This is a genomic window from Streptomyces sp. NPDC001231, from assembly GCF_042896885.1.
GTDB lineage: Bacteria > Actinomycetota > Actinomycetes > Streptomycetales > Streptomycetaceae > Streptomyces.
The window spans coordinates 264,626-282,812 of record NZ_JBIAXS010000003.1 but is presented as its reverse complement, the minus strand read 5'-3'; the positions used below and the strand labels follow the sequence as shown (position 1 = coordinate 282,812).

The window sequence follows — 18,187 nt, the reverse complement described above, 5'->3', positions numbered from 1 at the left end:
CGGGGCCTGTACCGCCGTCCGGTGGCGGTTGGGGGACGCCTGGACGGCAGTTGGTACGCAGGGGGCGGGCAACGTGTTCAATCCCGATCGCCAACTCACCGCGGACCATGCCGAATCGGCCAACTCCCACGCCCAGCAGAGGCCGATGGGACGCTCCGCGACCATGCGGCCACGGTCGGTTGCGAACAGGAAGCGGAATCAAGGCTTCAGTGAATCTGCACATCGAATGCCCAACGAAGTCACCGCGGTCGGAGGATCTGCACAGCCGCGCGCCCCCTACGAGGGCCTCGGCGCCCGGTTCCGGACGAACCGGCGCATGGGCAAGGGAGGCGGTGCGCCGATGCGGTGCGGTGTGTGAAGAAGTCGCCGCCATGCCGTTGCCGAGCCTCCACGCTTGTCCGGTCGCACCGACAAGTGCCCTGGTGGGAGGCCTGGTTGAGTGGAATCGGCGGGCCGCACCGTGCTTACATCCATCGCAGCGCGGGACCCCGGCCGGGCGCTCGGGAAACGGGGCCCGGTACCCGCGGTCGCGGCCGTCTTTCCCCAGAGAAGGCCGCTCCCCCCTTGTGAGACATCCATATGAAGGGACGTTCCATCATGAACCCCACCCCCCAGGTTGAGACCGTCGAGATCTCCGACGCCGAGCTCGACAACGTCTCCGGCGGTCTGTCCGTGAACGCTCTGGGCACCGCCACCGGCCTGGTGGACAGCGTTGTCCCGGTCTCCGGCGTGGTGAACACGGCCGTCGGCACGGTCGAGGGTGCCACCGGCCTGAGCACCGCCCCGGTCGCCGGCCTGGTCGCCGGTCTCTGATCGCACCTCGTTGCCGCCGAGTCCCGGAACCGCACGCCGGTTCCGGGGCTCGCGGTTGCCGCAGGAAGCCATAACGTGCAGTTCCGACAACAGGCCCTCGCCAAGCTCCAGTCGCCGGAAGAACTCGACCTCCCGGTGCGGCTCGCCCGCCCCCAGGGATGGCTCGTCCTGTCCGTCACCCTCGTCGCCATGGCGGCCGCGTCCCTGTGGGCCGTGACCGGATCGGTGGCGTCCACCGTCGGCGCGCCGGCCATCCTCACGCATGGTCAGGGCAGTTACGTCCTGCAGAGCCCGGTCGCCGGACAGGTCACCGCGGTCCTCGCCAGGGAGGGCGAGCGGCTGCCCGCGAACTCGCCTGTGTTCAAGGTGCGTACCGGCCAGGGCGAGGAGACCGTGCGCACGGTGGCCGCAGGCCGGATCACCACGCTCGCCGCCACCATCGGCCAGATCGTCTCCACCGGCGCGAACGTCGCCGCCGTGGAGAAGGTCGCCCACGCCTCCGACCCGCTGTACGCGACCGTGTACGTGCCCGCCGAGAACGCCGCCGCCATTCCCGCCGGCGCCTCGGTCGACCTGACCGTCTCCTCGGTGCCCGCCCAGCGCTACGGCGTGCTGCGCGGCCATGTGAAGACGGTGGACCGGTCGGCCCAGTCCGCCCAGCGGATCGCCGCCTTCCTGGGGGACGGCCAGCTGGGCGAGCAGTTCACCCGAAAGGGCCGGCCCGTCGCCGTACTCGTACGGCTCGACACCTCGTCCGCGACGGAGAGCGGCCTCGCGTGGTCGTCCGCCGGCGGTCCGCCGTACCGGCTCGACTCCATGACCTCGGCCGCCGCCTCGATCCGGCTGGCCGACCAGCGTCCCCTCGATTGGCTGCTGCCGTGACCACCACCCAGGAGACCCGCGGCCGCCGGCGCGCCGCCCGGCCGGGACGGCCCGTCCCCAGGGGCCGGGGCCGGACCGTCCGCACGCCCACCGTGCTCCAGATGGAGGCCGTGGAGTGCGGCGCCGCCTCGCTCGCCATGGTCCTCGGCCACTACGGCCGCCATGTCCCGCTGGAGGAGCTGCGCATCGCCTGCGGGGTCTCCCGGGACGGCTCGCGGGCGAGCAACCTGCTGAAGGCGGCCCGCAGTTACGGTCTGACGGCCAAGGGCATGCAGATGGACACCGCCGCCCTCGCCGGGGTGAAGGCGCCGGCCGTCCTCTTCTGGGAGTTCAACCACTACGTCGTCTACGACGGCATGGGCCGCCGACTCGGCCGGCGCGGGGTGTTCATCAACGACCCCGGCAAGGGCCGCCGGTTCGTGCCCATGGAGGACTTCGACACCAGCTACACCGGTGTCGTGCTGGTGATGGAGCCCGGCGAGGGCTTCGAGCGGGGCGGCCGCAAACCCGGAGTCCTGGGCGCCCTCCCTGCCCGGATGCGCGGCACCGCGGGGACGATGCCGGCGGCGGTGCTGGCCAGTCTGCTGCTGGTCGTGGCCGGCGCGGCGGTGCCCGCGCTCAGCCGGACCTACATCGACACCTACCTGATCGGCGGTCAGACCTCGCTGCTGGGCGTGCTGTTCGCGTCGATGGGCGCGTGCGTGCTGCTCACCGTCGTGCTGACCTGGTTGCAGCAGGCCAACCTGCTGCACGGGCGGGTCATCTCCTCCACGCTCGCCAGCGCCCGCTTCCTGCGGCATCTGCTGCGGCTGCCGGTCACGTTCTTCGCCCAGCGCAGCCCGGCCGACCTGGTGCAGCGGCTGGCCTCCAACGACCAGGTGGCCGAGACCCTCGCCCGCGACCTGGCGGCGGCCGGAGTCGACGCGGTGGTCGTGGTGCTGTACGCGCTGCTGCTCTACACCTACGACCCGCAGCTGACGTTCGTCGGCATCGGCGTGGCCCTGCTGAACGTCGTGGCGATGCGGGTCGTCGTACGGCTGCGCGCCACCCGGACGGCGAAGCTGCGCGCGGACAACGCCCGGTTGACCAACACCGCCTACACCGGGCTCCAGTTGATCGAGACGATGAAGGCGACCGGCGGCGAGGACGGCTACTTCCGCAAGTGGGCCGGGCAGCACGCCGCCACCCTGGAGGAGCAGCAGCGGCTCGGGGTGCCGACCGCCTGGCTGGGCGTGGTCGCACCGGCGCTCGCCACCCTCAACAGCGCGCTGATCCTGTGGATCGGCGGAATGCGGGCCGTCGAGGGGCACATCTCGGTCGGACTGCTGGTCGCGTTCCAGGCGCTGGTGACCCGGTTCACCGCGCCGCTGACCCGGCTCAACGGCGTCGCGGGCCGCATCCAGGACTTCGCGGCGGACGTGGCCCGGCTCAAGGACGTCGAGAACTTCCAGGCCGACCCCCTGTACACCCGCCCCGGCGGCGGGGACTCCACCCGCCGGCTGCGCGGGCACGTGGAGCTGGAGAACATCACCTTCGGCTACAGCCCGCTGGACAAGCCGCTGCTGACCGGCTTCGACCTGACCGTCGGTCCGGGCCGGCAGGTGGCGCTCGTCGGCGGCTCGGGCAGTGGCAAGTCGACGGTCTCCCGCCTCATCTCGGGCCTCTACACGCCCTGGGACGGAGTGATCCGCATCGACGGGCAGCGCCTGGAGGACATCCCGCGCGGGGCGCTGGCGGCCTCCGTGTCCTTCGTCGACCAGGACGTGTTCCTCTTCGAGGGCACGGTCCGCGACAACGTGGCCCTGTGGGACCCGTCGATCCCGGACGACGCCGTGGTGGAGGCGCTGCGCGACGCGGCCCTGTACGAGGTCGTGACGCGCCGCCCCGGTGGCATCCACAGCGGGGTCGAGCAGGACGGCCGCAACTTCTCCGGCGGGCAGCGCCAACGCCTGGAGATCGCCCGCGCGTTGGTGCGCCGGCCCAGCATCCTCGTGCTCGACGAGGTGACCAGCGCCCTGGACGCCGAGACCGAGCAGGTCGTGATGGACAACCTGCGGCGGCGCGGCTGCGCCTGCGTGGTGATCGCGCACCGGCTGTCCACCGTGCGCGACAGCGACGAGATCGTCGTGCTCCAGCACGGCACGGTCGTCGAACGCGGGCGGCACGAGGAACTGGTGGCGCGCGGCGGCGCGTACGCGGCGCTGGTCAGGGAGCGGTGAGATCGAGATGACGACAGCGGGCGAGCCGGACCTGGTACTGGGGGCGCTCGGCTCCCTGGGCACACCGATCGACTGCTCGGGCTTCAACCGGCTCGACCTGGCGGGCCCCCAGGAGCTGTGGCTGATCGCGGCCGGCGCGGTGGACCTGTTCGCGGTCGACGCGGCGCAGCAGGGGCACTGGCACCACCTGGGGCGGCTGGAGGCGGGCTCGCTGCTGCTCGGTCCCGTCGCGGGCCCGCGGCACACCCTGGTCGCGCGCCCGCTGCGGGACTGCGTGGTGCGCCGCATCGGGCTGCGCGAGCTGTACCAGCCGGCCGGCACCCAGACCTGGTCGTACGACGAGTACGGCAACCCCCAGTACGTGCCGCCGCAGACCAGCCCGCTGGAGTACGCCCTCGCGCTCGGCGTCGGCCGCGGCCTGTCCGTGCTGTTCCAGGCGCCGATGGCCGAGGAGCGGGCGGCGGCGCCCACGGACGACGACGTGTTCTGGATGCAGGTCCCGCCGGGCAGCGTGCAGTACGGGTCGCTGTACGGCGCCCAGGCCGCGGCCGATCTGCTGATGGACCCCGCCCTGTGGCAGAGCATGGTCGATCAGCAGTACCGGCTGCTGACCGCCCTGGACCGCTGGATCGAACAGCTGGAGCGCACCCACGAGACCCGGACGGCGGCCGGTATCAAGGCCGGTGAGGCGGTGCGCGCCCAGGCCGACCGGACACTGCTGGCGTCCATCGGCCGGTCCTCGGCGGGGCGGCCCACTGCCGCCGACACCGACGCCGGCTACGCGGCCTGCGAACTGGTCGCCCGGGCCGCCGGGATCACGCTGGCCGCACCGCCCCAGGCGGGCACCGAGAGCGACCGGCTGGACCCGGTGGAGCGGGTCGCCCTGGCCTCCCGGGTGCGCACCAGGGCCGTACGCCTTCAGGGCCGCTGGTGGCGGGAGAACATCGGTCCGCTGGTGGGCCACCGGGCGCTGTCCGGGGCGCCGGTCGCGCTGCTGTGGCGGCGCGGCGGATACGTCGCCGTGCACCCGGCCACCGGGCGGGAGAACCCGGTGGAGAAGGCGAACGCGGAGGAGTTCGAGCCGCGTGCGGTGATGTTCTACCGGCCGCTGCCCGACCGCCGGCTCAGCCCGCTCGGGCTGCTGCGGTTCAGCCTGCGCGGTACCGGCGGTGATCTGCTGAACCTGCTGTTTGCCGGGCTGGTGACGGTCGCCCTCGGGGCTCTGGTGCCCATCGCGACCGGCAAGGTGCTCGGCCAGTACGTGCCCAGGGCCGAGCAGGGCCTGATCGCGCAGGTGTGTCTGGCCGTGATCATCAGCAGTGTGGTGGCGGCGGCCTTCATGCTGCTGCAGAACCTGACCGTGCTGCGACTGGAGGGGCGTATCGAGGCGACCCTCCAGTCGGCCGTGTGGGACCGGCTGCTGCGGCTGCCGACGAAGTTCTTCACCGAGCGCTCCACCGGCGAGCTGGCGAGCGCGGCCATGGGGGTCAGCGCGATCCGCCGACTGCTGGCGGGGGTCGGCCCGGTGGTCGTCCAGTCGGTGACCGTGGGCGCGATGAACCTGGGGCTGCTGTTCTGGTACAGCGCCTCCATGGCGCTGGCGGCGCTCGGCATGCTCGTGGTGATCGGCGCCGTGTTCCTCGGGCTCGGGCTGTGGCAGGCGCGATGGCAGCGGCGTCTTGTGGTGCTCACCAACAAGCTGAACAACCAGGCCTTCCAGACGCTGCGCGGGCTGCCGAAGCTGCGGGTGGCGGCGGCCGAGAACTACGCGTACGCCGCCTGGGCGTCCCAGTTCGCGCACAGCCGTGAGCTTCAGCAGAAGGTGGGCCGGATCAAGAACCTCACCACGGTGCTGGGCGCGGTGTACCTGCCGGTGTGCACGCTGCTGATGTTCATGCTGCTGGCGGGCCCGGCGCGCGGCTCGATGTCGGCGGCGGCCTTCCTCGCCTTCAACACCTCGGTGACAATGCTGCTGACCTCGGTCACCCAGCTGACCGGCGCCTTCGTCTCGGCGGTGGCCGCGCTGCCGCTGCTGGAGGAGATCAGGCCGGTGCTGGACACCACGCCGGAGGTGCGCACGGCCAGTACCCGGCCGGGACCGCTGTCCGGGGCGATCGAGGCGCGGCGGCTGTCGTTCCGCTACAGCGACGACGGGCCGCTGGTCCTGGACGACGTGTCCTTCGAGGTGCGGCCGGGCGAGTTCGTGGCGGTCGTCGGACCCAGCGGCTGCGGAAAGTCGACGCTGCTGAGGCTGCTGATCGGGTTCGACCGGCCGCTGTCCGGCAGCGTGCTGTACGACGGCCAGGACCTGGCGGCCCTGGACCGGTCGGCCGTGCGCCGGCAGTGCGGGGTCGTGCTCCAGCACGCGCAGCCGTTCACCGGTTCGATCCTGGACGTCATCCGCGGCACGGAGCCGTGCACGGCCGAGGAGGCGATGGCGGCGGCCGAGCTGGCGGGGCTGGCGCGGGACATCGAGCGGATGCCGATGGGCCTGCACACGATCGTCTCGGGAAGCGGCGCGGTCTCCGGCGGCCAGCGGCAGCGGCTGATGATCGCCCAGGCCCTGGTGCGCCGGCCGCGGATCCTCTTCTTCGACGAGGCGACCAGCGCGCTGGACAACGACACGCAGCGCACGGTGATCGAGAGCACCCGCAAGCTCAACGCCACCCGCGTCGTCATCGCGCACCGGCTGTCGACGGTGCTGGACGCCGACCGGGTCGTCGTGATGGAGGACGGCAAGGTCATCCAGCAGGGGCCGCCCGCCGAACTGCTCGCGGACACGAGCGGGCGGCTGCACGAACTGGTGCGGCGGCAAATGGCGTGAGGGCCGGTCCGGGCCGTTCGGTCCCGGCCCGGGCGGTTCAGTCCTGGCCGGGGATCGGCGCCCCGGAGGGGACTCCGGCGGCGACGTATGCCTCGTAGAAACCCTTCCACGGGGCGTGGACCCCGGCGTGCGGTCCCTCGAAGCGCTCGCCGCGCGCCAGGACGTCCAGGGCGGCCAGGCAGACCTCCCAGCCGGCGCCGTTGCGGGCGGCGGCGTCCTCGGCGGCGAGGACGTCGGTGAGGGTGAAGCGGGTGTGTCCGTCGTCGACTTCCTCGAGGTCGAAGTGGAGTTCGCCGCCGCCCCACTCGAAGGACAGGTGCCGGGGCGGGTCGACGGCGAGCACGGTGCCGGTGAACTCCTGCGCGCCCGTCTCCCCGCGGAAGGCGATGGTGCCGCCGGGCCGCAGGTCCATCTCGGCGCGGAACGGGAACCACCGCGCGAGTTCACCGGGTTCGGTCACGAAGTGCCAGACGCGGTCCACGGGGTGGCCGTAGGCACGGGTGAAGCGAAGGGCGGGGCGGCCGTCGCCGAGCCGCAGAAAGGTGCCGGTGAGATCGGAGGGCATGGGCATCAGTCCTTCGTCCGCTCGGAGGGGTCGGGCGTCGACGGAATGTACCGGGCCTGACCCGTGCGAAACACATGGAACCGCCGGGCCGGGCGCGACGGCCCTCACCCAGAGGCACTCGGCCCCAGGCACGCTCCGGCCGACGCCAGGGGCGCTCCGCCGACGCCAGGGACCGGCGGGCGGCCCCACTCCGCCCGCCGGTCCCTTTGTGCGGAATCGCCCGGTCCCCGCGGCAGGGCCCGCACTCCCCAGTCACGGGACCCTTCAGGTGTGCGCGGGGAACGCGCGATCCCGGCCTCAGAACGCGAAGACGCTCGTCACCGAAGCGTTCTTCACGCACTCGTTGGCATAGGTGCGCTCGTAGGAGACGCGCCTGCCCTGCCAGACGCCCTGGGCCGTGACCACCACGGGGTTGTACTCCCTGGTGCACGCCACCCGGTCGTTCACCGTCGGCGCGGCGAAGTCACCGTCCGCACCGCGCAGTTCCGCGCACGCCTCGGTCGCGGCCGGGTGGGTGCCGAAGGGCGTGGGCGCGCAGCTCAGGGTCACGGCGCGCTCCGGTGCGGCGTTCGCCGCGCCGACGCCGTGGCCCACGGTGAGCACCAGGGCCGAGGGGGTGTAGAGCCCGGCGGTGGCCGGTGCGGGGCCGGCGAGGGCCGGCGCCGTGAGGGGCCCGCAGACGGCGGTGGCCGTCAGGCCGAGGGTCACTGCCCAGCGCGCGGTGTTCCGCATCGTGTGCTTCCTTCCGCTGGAAGTCGTCGGGTGCCGGCCCCGGCTCGGTCGGTGCCGGAGCGGCGTGCGGGAGTCTGCCGAGTCCGGGGCGGAAACTCACGTCCAACCCGCGGGTTTCGGTAACCTTGCGTATTGAATCAGTGGCGCGAAGTCACGGAACGCCGCGGCGACAACCCTTTGTCCATGGGCCCGGCGATCATCGGATCCGGCCGGATGGCCTGTTTCCCCGTGCTCGTCAATCGTCCTGAAACACTCCCGTTCCGCTCTCGGCGGACTTGTCCGCGACCCCTTGTGTTCATGCACGAGTCGCGTAATGGTCATTACATGATTACGACAGAGCAGCGAGAGAAAGTGCGCGGCTGGTTCGCCGGCCGTCTGCCGGACGACCTGTTCGAGGAACTGGTCGAAGTGGCGGTGGACCGCGAGGAGATCACCGTCATCGGCCGGATTCCCGCGCCCCGGCTCGCCGGGGACGCCGGGCCCGCGGAGCGGGAGGCGGCCGTCGAGGGCCGGGTGGGGGAGTTCCGGGAGCGCACCCGCGAGGACCGGATGGCGGTGGCCCGCGAGGCCGAGCACCGGTTCGGCCGGAAGGTGTCCTGGGGCGTGGAGTGCGCCGGGCGGCGCGCCCTGTTCACGCATGTCGCCGCGCCCGTCATGACCCGGCTGCGCCAGCCCGAGCGCCAGGTCCTCGACACCCTGATCGCGGGCGGCGTCGCCCGCAGCCGCAGCGACGCCCTCGCCTGGTGCGTGCGCCTGGTCCAGCGGCACACCGACGACTGGCTCGGCGAACTGCGCGCGTCGCTGGAACACGTAGAGCGGGTCCGGGCCCAGGGACCCGATGCCCGGCCGGAGGACACCCACGACGAGGAGTCTCACGACGAGGACACCCGCAGCCGGGGCACCCGCGGCGGGGAGGGGTGAGCGAAGGGTGGAGGATTCATCCACCGGTGGCGTGAAAGATGGACGAACCGTCCTCTGGTGCGGCTCACGCACGGCGTCTTAGCGTCAGCGGACCCCCGAGGACGGTGCCCTTTCCCCGCCGCACACCCCGCGCCGACGAGCGCCCGTCCACCCGCCGCGCCACCACGCGCTCCACCGCCGTCCTCCGATGGAGCCCCCATGTCCCCGCAGCAGTCACCGCAGGCCCAGCCGCCCGCCCCCTCCCCCGCCACGCCGTCCCTCACCGAGGTCGAGACCCACGGCATCGAGCGCATCCCCGACGCCGACCGCTCCGCGAGGCCCCTGGACCTGTTCCGCATCGCCTTCGGCGGCGCGAACACCTTCTCCACCTGTGTGCTGGGCGCCTTCCCGATCCTGTTCGGCCTCTCCTTCTGGCAGGGCCTGGCGGCCACCGTCCTCGGGGTCGTCGCGGGCGCGCTGATCCTGTGCCCGATGGCGGTGTTCGGCCCCGTCAACGGCACCAACAACGCGGTCTCGTCCTCGGCGCACCTGGGTGTCCACGGCCGCGTGGTCGGCTCGTTCCTGTCGCTGCTGACCGCCACCGCGTTCTTCTCCATCTCGGTGTGGAGCTCCGGCGACGCGCTGGTCGGCGGCGCGCACCGGCTCTTCGGCCTGCCGCGCGGCACCGCCTCGTACGCCGTCGCCTACGCGCTGTTCGCCGCGCTGGTCCTCGTGGTCTGCGTGTACGGCTTCCGCTTCATGCTGTTCGTCAACAAGATCGCGGTGACCTCCGCGAGCGTGCTGTTCCTGCTCGGCGTGGTCGCGTTCGCCGGCGACTTCGACCCGGGGTACGCCGGGGTGTTCACCGCCTCGGCGGACGCGGCCACGCGGTCGATGTTCTGGCCTTCGTTCATCGGCGCGGCCCTGATCGTGCTGTCCAACCCGGTCTCCTTCGGCGCGTTCCTCGGCGACTGGTCGCGCTACATCCCTGCCGACGCCCCGCGCCGCCGGGTGGTCGGCGCCGCGTTCCTGGCGCAGATCGCCACCCTGCTGCCGTTCGTCTTCGGCCTGGCGGCGGCGAGCATCATCGCCACCAAGGCCCCCGCGTACGTGGACCCGGCCGCTCCGGACTTCGTCGGTGGACTGCTCGCGATCTCGCCGAGCTGGTTCTTCCTGCCGGTGTGCCTGCTCGCGCTGATCGGCGGCATGTCGACCGGCACGACCTCCCTGTACGGCACCGGACTGGACTTCGCCTCGGTGGTCCCGTGGCTGTCCCGGGTGCGGGCGACGGTGCTGGTCGGACTGCTGGCCTTCGCGTTCATCTTCATCGGGCGGTTCGCGCTGAACCTGGTGCAGTCGATCTCGACGTTCGCCACGATGATCGTCACCTGCACCACGCCGTGGATGGTCGTGATGATGCTCGGCTTCTACACCCGCCGCGGCTGGTACGACCCGGACGCTCTCCAGGTCTTCAACCGCCGTCAGCGCGGCGGCCGGTACTGGTTCACGCACGGCTGGAACTGGCGCGGCCTGACCGCCTGGTGGGTGTCGGCGCTCATCGGGGTGCTGTTCACCAACATCCCGGGGCAGTTCGTCGGCCCCCTGGGCAACGTGGCGAACGGCGTCGACATCAGCCTGCCGCTGTCGCTGGCGTCGGCCGCGGTGCTGTTCCTGGCGCTGCTGTGGCTGTTCCCCGAGCCCCGGGCGGTCTACGGTCCCGAGGGTCCGCGGCTGGCCCGTGCCGTCGACGTCCCCGTGCCGCCGGTCACCGGACCGGGCGCGCAGGACCTCGGCGAGGTGCCGGTGCCCGCCGCCGAGGCCGCCGGCTGAGCGGGCCTGGAGGCGGCGCGCCGGTGCGCGCCCGCGCGCGTCGACGGTGCACGAATCGTGGAGCGTTGTCACACCCGCCCGATACGTTGGCCGGCATGACTCACTTCGTATTGGTGGCCGGCGCGTGGCTGGGTGCCTGGGCGTGGGACGAGGTGGTGCCCGGTCTGCGGGAGACCGGGCACGACGTCCACGCCCTCACCCTCAGCGGTCTCGCCGAGAAGAGGGACCTGCCGGCCGGACAGCAGACCCATGTCGAGGACATCGTCGGCCACGTGGAGCGCCACGATCTGCGGGACGTCGTCCTCGTCGGGCACAGCTACTCGGGCATCCCGGTCGGTCAGGCGGCCGAGCGGATCGGCGACCGGCTGCGGCGCGTGGTGTTCGTCGACTCCAACGTGCCACTGGACGGCAAGGCGTTCGTGTCGGGCATCGGCGGCGACCAGGTCCGCCAGGAGCTCGACGCGAACGACGGCACCTGGCCACCCCTCCCTCCGGACGACTACGCCGGCCAGGAGCTGACCGACGAGCAGATCCAGCGCATCGTCACCGAGGGCACCCCGCACCCCGGCGCCTCGCTCACCGAACCGGCCGTGCTGAAGCGCCCGCTGGACGAGCTGCCCGCGACGTACGTCAAGTGCCTGCTGGACGGGACCGAGCCGATGTCCGTCGTGGCCGAGGCGCTCAGGAGCGAGCGCTGGGAGCTGGTGGAGATGGACACCGGCCACTGGCCGATGTTCTCCCGGCCCCGCGAACTGGCCGGGATCCTGGTCGAGTCCGCGGCCGCGGACTGACGAGCGAGCGGTCCGCTCCCACAGGTGCCGGCCCGCGCCTACCGGCCAGTATCGTCGGGTCACGCGCGTGACGGGCGACTTCGGGAGGGACGGATGGCGAAGCACTGGGCGGACTTCCAGTACGAGATCTATCTCAACGGAATGACGGGCGCGGTACCGCGGCTGCCCACCGACCTGACCCGCCTGGAGGAGCTGACCGAGCGACGGCTCGGCCCCGGCCCGGTGGGCTATGTGGCGGGCAGCGCGGGCAACGGCAGTACGGCGCGGGCCAACCGGGCCGCCCTGGACCGGCGCCGGATCGTGCCGCGCATGCTCCGGGACGTCCACGAGCGCGATCTGTCGGTGGAGGTGCTGGGCCGGGCCCTGCCGGCCCCGCTGGCGCTGGCACCGGTCGGGGTGCTGTCGATCCTGCACCCGGACGCGGAGCCGGCGGCGGCGCGTGCCGCCGCGGCGCAGGGCGTGCCGTTCGTCCTGTCGTCGGCCTCCAGTACACCCATGGAGCAGGTCGCCGAGGCGATGGGGGACGCCGAGCGCTGGTTCCAGCTGTACTGGGCCAAGGACCGCGAGGTGACCCGGAGCCTGTTGAGCCGGGCCAGGGCGTCCGGGTTCAGCGTCCTGGTGGTCACCCTGGACACACCGCTGCTGGCCTGGCGGCCCCGCGATCTGGACCAGGCGTACCTGCCGTTCCTGCACGGCGTGGGCACCGCCAACTACTTCTCCGACCCGGCCTTCCGGGCGGGTCTGGCGAAGCCGGTGCACGAGGATCCCAACGCGGCGGTGCTGCACTTCGTGGGCATGTTCGCCGACCCCGGCAAGACCTGGCCGGATCTGGCCTTCCTGCGGGAGAACTGGGACGGCCCGATCGTCCTGAAGGGCATCCTGCACCCCGACGACGCCCGCCTGGCCGCCGACGCCGGTATGGACGGCGTGGTCGTGTCCAACCACGGCGGGCGCCAGGTGGCCGGCTCCGTCGCGGCCGCCGACGCGCTGCCCCGGGTGGCCGAGGCGGTCGGCGACCGGCTGACGGTCCTGTTCGACAGCGGTGTGCGCACCGGGGACGACGTGTTCAAGGCGCTCGCCCTCGGTGCGCGGGCGGTGCTGCTGGGCCGGCCGTACGCGTACGGGCTCGGCCTGGACGGACAGGCCGGCGTCGAGCACGTGATCCGCTGTCTGCTCGCGGAGTTCGACCTCACGCTCGCCCTGACGGGACACGCCGGGCCGGCCACGGTCGGCGCGGGCGACCTCGTCGAGGACCCGGTCTGACCCGAGCCGGCCCGGCCGTGGCCGCCGCCCGGGTCCGGGCGGCGGCCACGGCCGCTCACATGGTGACGTCCGGCGGTGCGGCCCGGCGGTCGGACGGTGTGTCCGGCCCGGCGACCGACAGCGGCCCCGGAGTCACTGACGCGGAGTCGGCCGCCCAACGCTGCGCTGCGGTGCCGTCGCCCACCTTGACGACGATGTCCGCGTCCGCCTGCGGCGAGGCGGAGGTGAGGGCGAGTCCTTCGCCCCAGCGGGGCAGCAACTCTCCCCGGGCGCCCACGTCGTAGCGCACGTCGGGGCCCCGCTCGTCACCGGCCTCCGCGCAGGTGCCGAGGACGACCACGCCCGCGTCCGCGTGCGAGTCCAGGCACAGGCCGGGGTCGGCGACGCTGCGCAGCAGCCCGTCGTCCTCCAGCGTCCACCGCTGGCTCCAGGCCGAGGAGCACTCGGCCAGTGCGGTGGCGGCTCCGGCCTTCGGCTCGCCCCGGACGGCCAGGCACAGGCCGGCCTCGATGTTGCGCAGCCGGGTCTCCTCGGTCGACGGGGACGGCAAGGCGGTACCGGGTGCCGCGGAACCGCCGGACGGGGCCTCGGAGCCGGCGCCGTGCACCGTGTCCCGCGTGCCGGACGCGCCGGTCGACGCGGCCGGGGCGGTGCCGTCGCCGTTCGACCACAGGCTGACGCCGAGGACGGTCGCGAGCAGGGAGGCGGAGACGAGGCCGAGGCCGGTGCGCAGCGCCCGGGACGACCGCGGGCCGCCCGGGGCGCGGCGGACCGGCGCGGCGATCCGGGACAGCAGCCGGCGCCGGCCGCCTCCGGCCGACCGTCCCCCGCCGTGCCGGGCGGAGCCTTTCGTGCGCGCGGCGTGCCCGGCGCGGCCCGGGCGGGAGTCGAAGTAGCGGCGGGCGCCCCAGCCGAGCACCGCCTCGGCGAGCAGCGCGCCCGGTGCGTTCTCCACCTGGCCGAGCTGCCCGGCGGCGTCGCGGCAGTAACGGCAATCGTCCAGATGCCGCTCGACGTCCGGCAGCAGGGCGCCGCCGCGGCGGATCGGCACGTCGAGCAGCCGGTTGTAGAAGCGGCAGTCGTCGGTCGGCGCGAGTTCGCGGTGGGCGCGCACGCAGCCCTCGCGGAACTTGTCCCTGGCCTCCTCCAGGGTGCGGGAGGCGGTGTCGGGGTCCATGCCCAGCAACCCGGCCGGGACGCGGAGCGGTTCGGCCTCCACCTCGGTGTGCCACAGCAGGCACCGGGCGGCCGGGACGAGACCCTCGAAGGACCGCTGGGCGAGCCGGCGGTTCTCCGGGACCAGGGTCGCGGCGGCCCTCATGCCCCGGCCTCCGGCGGGTTTGTGCAGCTCGGGCAGGGCGGCGGACACGCGGTCCTCGGCGGCCCACAGCCGGACCGTGTCCCGCACGGTCAGCAGCAGCCGGGGGCGCAGCGCGGTGCCCGGCTCGCCCAGGGTCAGCCGGTCGAAGACCTGGTGGAAGGCGGCCGAGGTCACCATGGCCGCGAGGGGCGCCGGGGAGGCGAGGCAGATCACCGCGTAGTCGTGGACCGGCTGCCAGTGGCGGGCGATCAGCAGGGCGACGCAGTGGCCGACTTCGTCGTCCGTGCTGCCGGTGAGCCGGGCGGCGAGGGATTCGTCGGACTCCCCGGGGATCCCGCCGGCCGGCGGGCTGGGGGGACGGGAGGGGTGGGGGGTGGGCACGAAGAGGCTTCCTTTGGTACGTACCTGTGTGGTGCGGGCCCGCGGGTCTGGCACATGGCCGGCGGACGAATCGGCTCGACTCCCCAACTGTCCCTTCAGGACCGGCCCTTGCCCACGCACGGGCCGCTCAGCCTTGCACAGCTCATTGACACACAACAAGACATACCGACAACACGGGCATCATTGACGGAAATTCAGGAAGCGGGACGTCACCGGGCGCTGTGGGCGTACGCCACCGAGCGGTGTACACCCACGCGTTCCCACCGTTGCCGTGCGCCCCGTGTGAAGCACGCGCACACATCGGCACCGCGCGCACGCTCCCCGCGCAACCGGCCCGGGAGTGCACTGGTTTCGGCCTCTCCAGGGCCCGGCGCAGGACGGCGGCTCTTCTGCGCGCGCCGGGCCGCCGACCGTGTTCCTCCCGCCCCACGGCCGGCGGCCCCTGGGGCGTACGGCGAGCGGTGTCAGATCTCCCAGGAGCGCAGGCGGTCGGCGGCGCCGTAGACGTCGGCCTTGCCGGACATCAGGTCGCGGGTGAGGTCGACGAGGGCGCCGTAGGGCGGGTCGATGCCGACGCCGCTGACGAACATGTAGGCCACGGCCGTCGCGCAGGCGAAACGGGCGTTGGCCGACGGCAGGGGTTTGAGCACGGCGAGGGTGTGCAGCAGGGCGGCGGCCCGCCAGGCGGGATCTGAATCGACGCCGAGACGCGGCGGGTCGACACGGTGGCGGGCGACGGCGGCCACCAGGGCCGAGAAGTCGTCGACGGCGGGCTGGTCCGGCAGGACTTCCTCGTGGCGCTGGAGCAGCCAGGGCACGTCGATGTGGATGACGGGGGTCATCGGTCAGGCTGCCCGCCCCTCGCCCTTCGTGGCTGTCTCGTCCTCGGGAAAGGCCGTCGCGAACTCGTCCGCGTGGGCGGTGAAGAACCGCCGGAAGGCCTCGGCGCCCTCCTGGAGGGCCCGGTGCCGGGCTATGTCCGCGGCGGCGGCCTCGCGCACGAGCGCCTTCATCGACGTGCCGCGTTCCTTGGCGATCTGGCGCAGGTCCTCGAGCTCGCGGTCGCTGAACTCCACATTCAGAGCTGGCATGGTCCACACGGTACCGCGCGGGTACTTTCCCGTAAATATCCGCTGGTCACAGCGATGTGACGACGGTACCGAGGGGCGGGTCCGCGGCAGTCGGGGCCGCGCGCCGCCGCGCCGCTGGGGACGCGGCGGCGCTCCTGCGGTCCGGCTCGCTCACCCGCGTCCGGGGTGAGCGAGCGGCCCGGCCGGCCGGCCCTGGTCCGCCGCGAAGGAGGCCATCCAGGCCAGCGCCGCGTTCCAGTTGATGGCCGTCTCGTTGGTCGACCAGGACTCGATGTCGTCGATGTAGCAGAACTGGCCCACGCAGCCCTGGAGTTTGCTCTGCGCGTACGGGTCCTGAATGCTGGAGTTGGCCCCGCCCGCGACGGTGCCCTTCGGCGGGTTCGGCAGGCTCGGCTCGAGCTCGTGGGCGTACCAGCGGCTGTGCTGGTTGTGGGAGGTGACCGTGCCGTAGCCGGTGACGTAGGAGATGTTGAGGGCGTTGCGGCCCAGGATGTAGTCCATGCTCTGCACCGCGCCGTCGCGGTACTTGGTGGCGCCGCCGATGTCGTAGGCGGCGGCGAGGACACGGGCGTTGTTGAGGATCTGGCTGTTGGAGCCCCAGTCGTACATGTTGTTCGCGGGCGCGTACGGCATGCCGTAGGGCTGCGCCTTCAGCGTGGCGAGGTACTTGTCCGCGCCCTTGATCACCGACTGGCGCGTCTTCTCCCGGCCGGACAGCTTGCTCGGGACGGTGGCGAGGTCGAGGCGGGCGGGCACCGCGGTGGCGGCCCAGTCGAAGCTGACGCTGCCGAAGATGTCGGCCGTGTGCAGGGGAGACTTGGTCACGTAGTCGGCGAACTGCCGCTCACCGGTGGTGAGGTACAGCTCTGCGGCCGCCCAGTAGAACTCGTCGGCGGCGTTGTCGTCGGGGTAGGCGCCGCCGCCGATGCCGTCGTCCGGGTCCGGGTACACGGCGGGATGGGCGAGGGCCGCGGTCCAGGCCGTGCGCGCGGCCCGCAGGGCCTTCGCCGCGAACGCACGGTCGTAGGGCTCGTAGAGGCGGGCCGCCTGCGCGGCCGTCGCCGCCAGGTTCAGGGTCGCCTGGGTGGTCGGCCGGTGCAGTTCGCGCTTCTGCGGGTCCTGGCTCGGCAGCAGAGGCAGCCCCGTCCACTGCTCGTCGTGGACCTTGCTGTGCGCCATGCCGGCCAGCGGCTTCCCGGCGGGCACCTGCATCTTCAGCAGGAACTCCAGCTCCCAGCGGGCCTCGTCCAGAATGTCGGGCACCTTGTTGCCGCTCTCCGGGAGGGCGAGCGTCCGGTCACCGAGGCTCGCGGGCCGGGCGGTGCGGGCGTGCAGGGCGCGCTCGTAGGTGCTCAGCAGTCCCCAGGTGGTGATGCCGCCGTTGACGACGTACTTGCCGTGGTCGCCGGCGTCGTACCAGCCGCCGGTGACGTCCAGCGTGTAGTCGCACAGGCCCGGCTGGCAGGGCACCTCGGCGTCGCCCCGGTTGGGGGCGGCGTTCAGGTGGCCGGCCGGGCGGGCGTAGCCGGGCCGCAGGTCCTCGCGGATCGGGATACCGCTGCGCTGCGTGTAGTAGTGCTTGAGCGAGTCCAGACGGAGCTGGTCGTAGACGCCGGCGCCGATGTCGAACGGGTGGCTCGTCTCGCCGTCGGCGACCAGCGTGAAGCCCTTGCCGCTCCCCTTGTAGGTGCCGAAGTCGATCGAGTGCACCTGCTGCCCCGAGGAGACGTCCGTGCCCCGCGGCGCGCTCCAGCCGTGGGCCACGACGGTCCCACGGGCGTCGCGCAGCCGCCAGGGCAGCTTGGCGCCGGCGTCGGTGACCAGCGTGGCGTTCTTGGGGCCGCCGGGCAGATAGCCGACCTGGTTGACCCGCACCCGTGGCCCGGTGTCGGGCTCGTACACCTCCGGCGGGACGCCGCCGAGGAGCGACACGTCGTCCAGGCAGAAGCGCCAGGGGTCCGCGGTGCCGCCGAGCTGGAAGGCTACCTGGCCCTGGGTGGTGTCGACGGGGGACGTGAAGGTGTAGGAGTAGGCGTTCCCCGAGACGCTCAGCTGCGGGCTCACCTCGAACCAGGTGTCGTACGGCGCCACCGAGAGCCCCGCGAGCGCCCGGACGACATGCCCGTCGGGGGTGCCGGTCGCCGTGAAGGACAGCCGGTAGGTCTCGCCCTTCACCAGGGTGATGTCGTTCTGTCCGACGGCGGCGTCCCAGCGGTTGGCGGTGCCGCCGGGCACGTCCGCGCACAGCCGTCCGTCGGACAGGCCCGCGGTGACGTTGCTGCTCGTCCACCACGGCTCGGCGGTGGTGTCGAAGGTGCCGTTCCTGACCTGCTCGACCTCGTCGGCCAGGGCCTGCGGGGCGGACGGCAGGGTGGTGAGGGCCGCCGCGAGCAGGGCTGCCACGGACAGCAGGGTGGTTCTGCGTCGTTTCACGTCTGAGCTCCTCGGAGGAGGTACGGGCGGCGCCCATGGGAGCGCTCCCAGAGGGCGAAGGCACCATGCTTGTTGCAGTCATGACATCCGTCAACGGTCCCGACGGGACGTGTTGTGCCTCCCGGGCCGCCGACACGGCCTT

Annotated in this window: 14 protein-coding genes; 8 read left to right on the top strand and 6 right to left on the bottom strand. The window is 72.8% G+C overall.

The genetic code is table 11. The features are described from left to right. Positions 1 to 597: 597 nt before the first annotated feature. The 4 genes from ACFY3J_RS05825 (at position 598) to ACFY3J_RS05810 (ending at position 6,738) form a co-directional block, all read left to right on the top strand. Positions 598 to 813, top strand: coding sequence for a type A2 lantipeptide (locus ACFY3J_RS05825; RefSeq protein ID WP_384181143.1), 216 nt, complete (start codon positions 598 to 600; stop codon positions 811 to 813). Between the two features lie 75 nt (positions 814 to 888). Further along, positions 889 to 1,695 carry an HlyD family efflux transporter periplasmic adaptor subunit gene (locus ACFY3J_RS05820; RefSeq protein ID WP_390840362.1) on the top strand — a complete coding sequence of 269 codons (807 nt, stop codon included), beginning with the start codon at positions 889 to 891 and terminating at the stop codon, positions 1,693 to 1,695. Beyond that, positions 1,692 to 3,914, top strand: a complete 2,223-nt coding sequence (locus ACFY3J_RS05815; protein WP_384181139.1) for an NHLP family bacteriocin export ABC transporter peptidase/permease/ATPase subunit — start codon at positions 1,692 to 1,694, stop codon at positions 3,912 to 3,914. Before ACFY3J_RS05820 ends, ACFY3J_RS05815 begins: the two co-directional genes overlap by 4 nt. 7 nt (positions 3,915 to 3,921) lie before the next feature. Beyond that, on the top strand, positions 3,922 to 6,738 hold the full coding sequence (locus ACFY3J_RS05810) for an NHLP bacteriocin export ABC transporter permease/ATPase subunit (protein ID WP_390840361.1): 2,817 nt from the start codon (positions 3,922 to 3,924) through the stop codon (positions 6,736 to 6,738). Between the two features lie 37 nt (positions 6,739 to 6,775). Here ACFY3J_RS05810 and ACFY3J_RS05805 read toward each other — a convergent pair whose 3' ends face one another. Beyond that, complete coding sequence (locus ACFY3J_RS05805) at positions 6,776 to 7,303, bottom strand: SRPBCC family protein (protein WP_390840360.1); 528 nt, start codon at positions 7,301 to 7,303, stop codon at positions 6,776 to 6,778. A 297-nt stretch (positions 7,304 to 7,600) separates the two neighbouring features. Beyond that, positions 7,601 to 8,035, bottom strand: a complete 435-nt coding sequence (locus ACFY3J_RS05800) for a subtilase-type protease inhibitor (RefSeq protein WP_384181133.1) — start codon at positions 8,033 to 8,035, stop codon at positions 7,601 to 7,603. A gap of 324 nt (positions 8,036 to 8,359) precedes the next feature. Between ACFY3J_RS05800 and ACFY3J_RS05795 the strand changes: the two genes are divergently transcribed. The 4 genes from ACFY3J_RS05795 to ACFY3J_RS05780 all read left to right on the top strand — a co-directional run bounded on the left by ACFY3J_RS05795 (position 8,360) and on the right by ACFY3J_RS05780 (position 12,819). Then, entirely contained in the window at positions 8,360 to 8,956 is a 597-nt protein-coding gene (locus ACFY3J_RS05795) for a hypothetical protein (RefSeq protein WP_390840359.1), read from the top strand. Positions 8,957 to 9,154: 198 nt separating this feature from the next. Next, positions 9,155 to 10,765, top strand: a complete 1,611-nt coding sequence (locus ACFY3J_RS05790; RefSeq protein WP_384181129.1) for a purine-cytosine permease family protein — start codon at positions 9,155 to 9,157, stop codon at positions 10,763 to 10,765. A gap of 95 nt (positions 10,766 to 10,860) precedes the next feature. Beyond that, positions 10,861 to 11,556: an alpha/beta fold hydrolase gene (locus ACFY3J_RS05785; protein ID WP_390840358.1), complete on the top strand. Its 696-nt coding sequence runs from the start codon at positions 10,861 to 10,863 to the stop codon at positions 11,554 to 11,556. Between the two features lie 93 nt (positions 11,557 to 11,649). Beyond that, positions 11,650 to 12,819 carry a lactate 2-monooxygenase gene (locus ACFY3J_RS05780; RefSeq protein ID WP_384181125.1) on the top strand — a complete coding sequence of 390 codons (1,170 nt, stop codon included), beginning with the start codon at positions 11,650 to 11,652 and terminating at the stop codon, positions 12,817 to 12,819. Between the two features lie 55 nt (positions 12,820 to 12,874). Here the strand turns inward: ACFY3J_RS05780 and ACFY3J_RS05775 are convergent, their stop codons facing one another. The 4 genes from ACFY3J_RS05775 to ACFY3J_RS05760 all read right to left on the bottom strand — a co-directional run bounded on the left by ACFY3J_RS05775 (position 12,875) and on the right by ACFY3J_RS05760 (position 18,045). Then, positions 12,875 to 14,521 carry an RICIN domain-containing protein gene (locus tag ACFY3J_RS05775; RefSeq protein ID WP_384181123.1) on the bottom strand — a complete coding sequence of 549 codons (1,647 nt, stop codon included), beginning with the start codon at positions 14,519 to 14,521 and terminating at the stop codon, positions 12,875 to 12,877. A gap of 464 nt (positions 14,522 to 14,985) precedes the next feature. Then, positions 14,986 to 15,363, bottom strand: a complete 378-nt coding sequence (locus ACFY3J_RS05770) for a toxin Doc (protein ID WP_376403875.1) — start codon at positions 15,361 to 15,363, stop codon at positions 14,986 to 14,988. 3 nt (positions 15,364 to 15,366) lie between these two features. After that, positions 15,367 to 15,612, bottom strand: a complete 246-nt coding sequence (locus ACFY3J_RS05765) for a hypothetical protein (RefSeq protein WP_100571383.1) — start codon at positions 15,610 to 15,612, stop codon at positions 15,367 to 15,369. 150 nt (positions 15,613 to 15,762) lie between these two features. Then, complete coding sequence (locus ACFY3J_RS05760; protein ID WP_390840357.1) at positions 15,763 to 18,045, bottom strand: glycoside hydrolase family 9 protein; 2,283 nt, start codon at positions 18,043 to 18,045, stop codon at positions 15,763 to 15,765. Positions 18,046 to 18,187 lie beyond the last annotated feature (142 nt).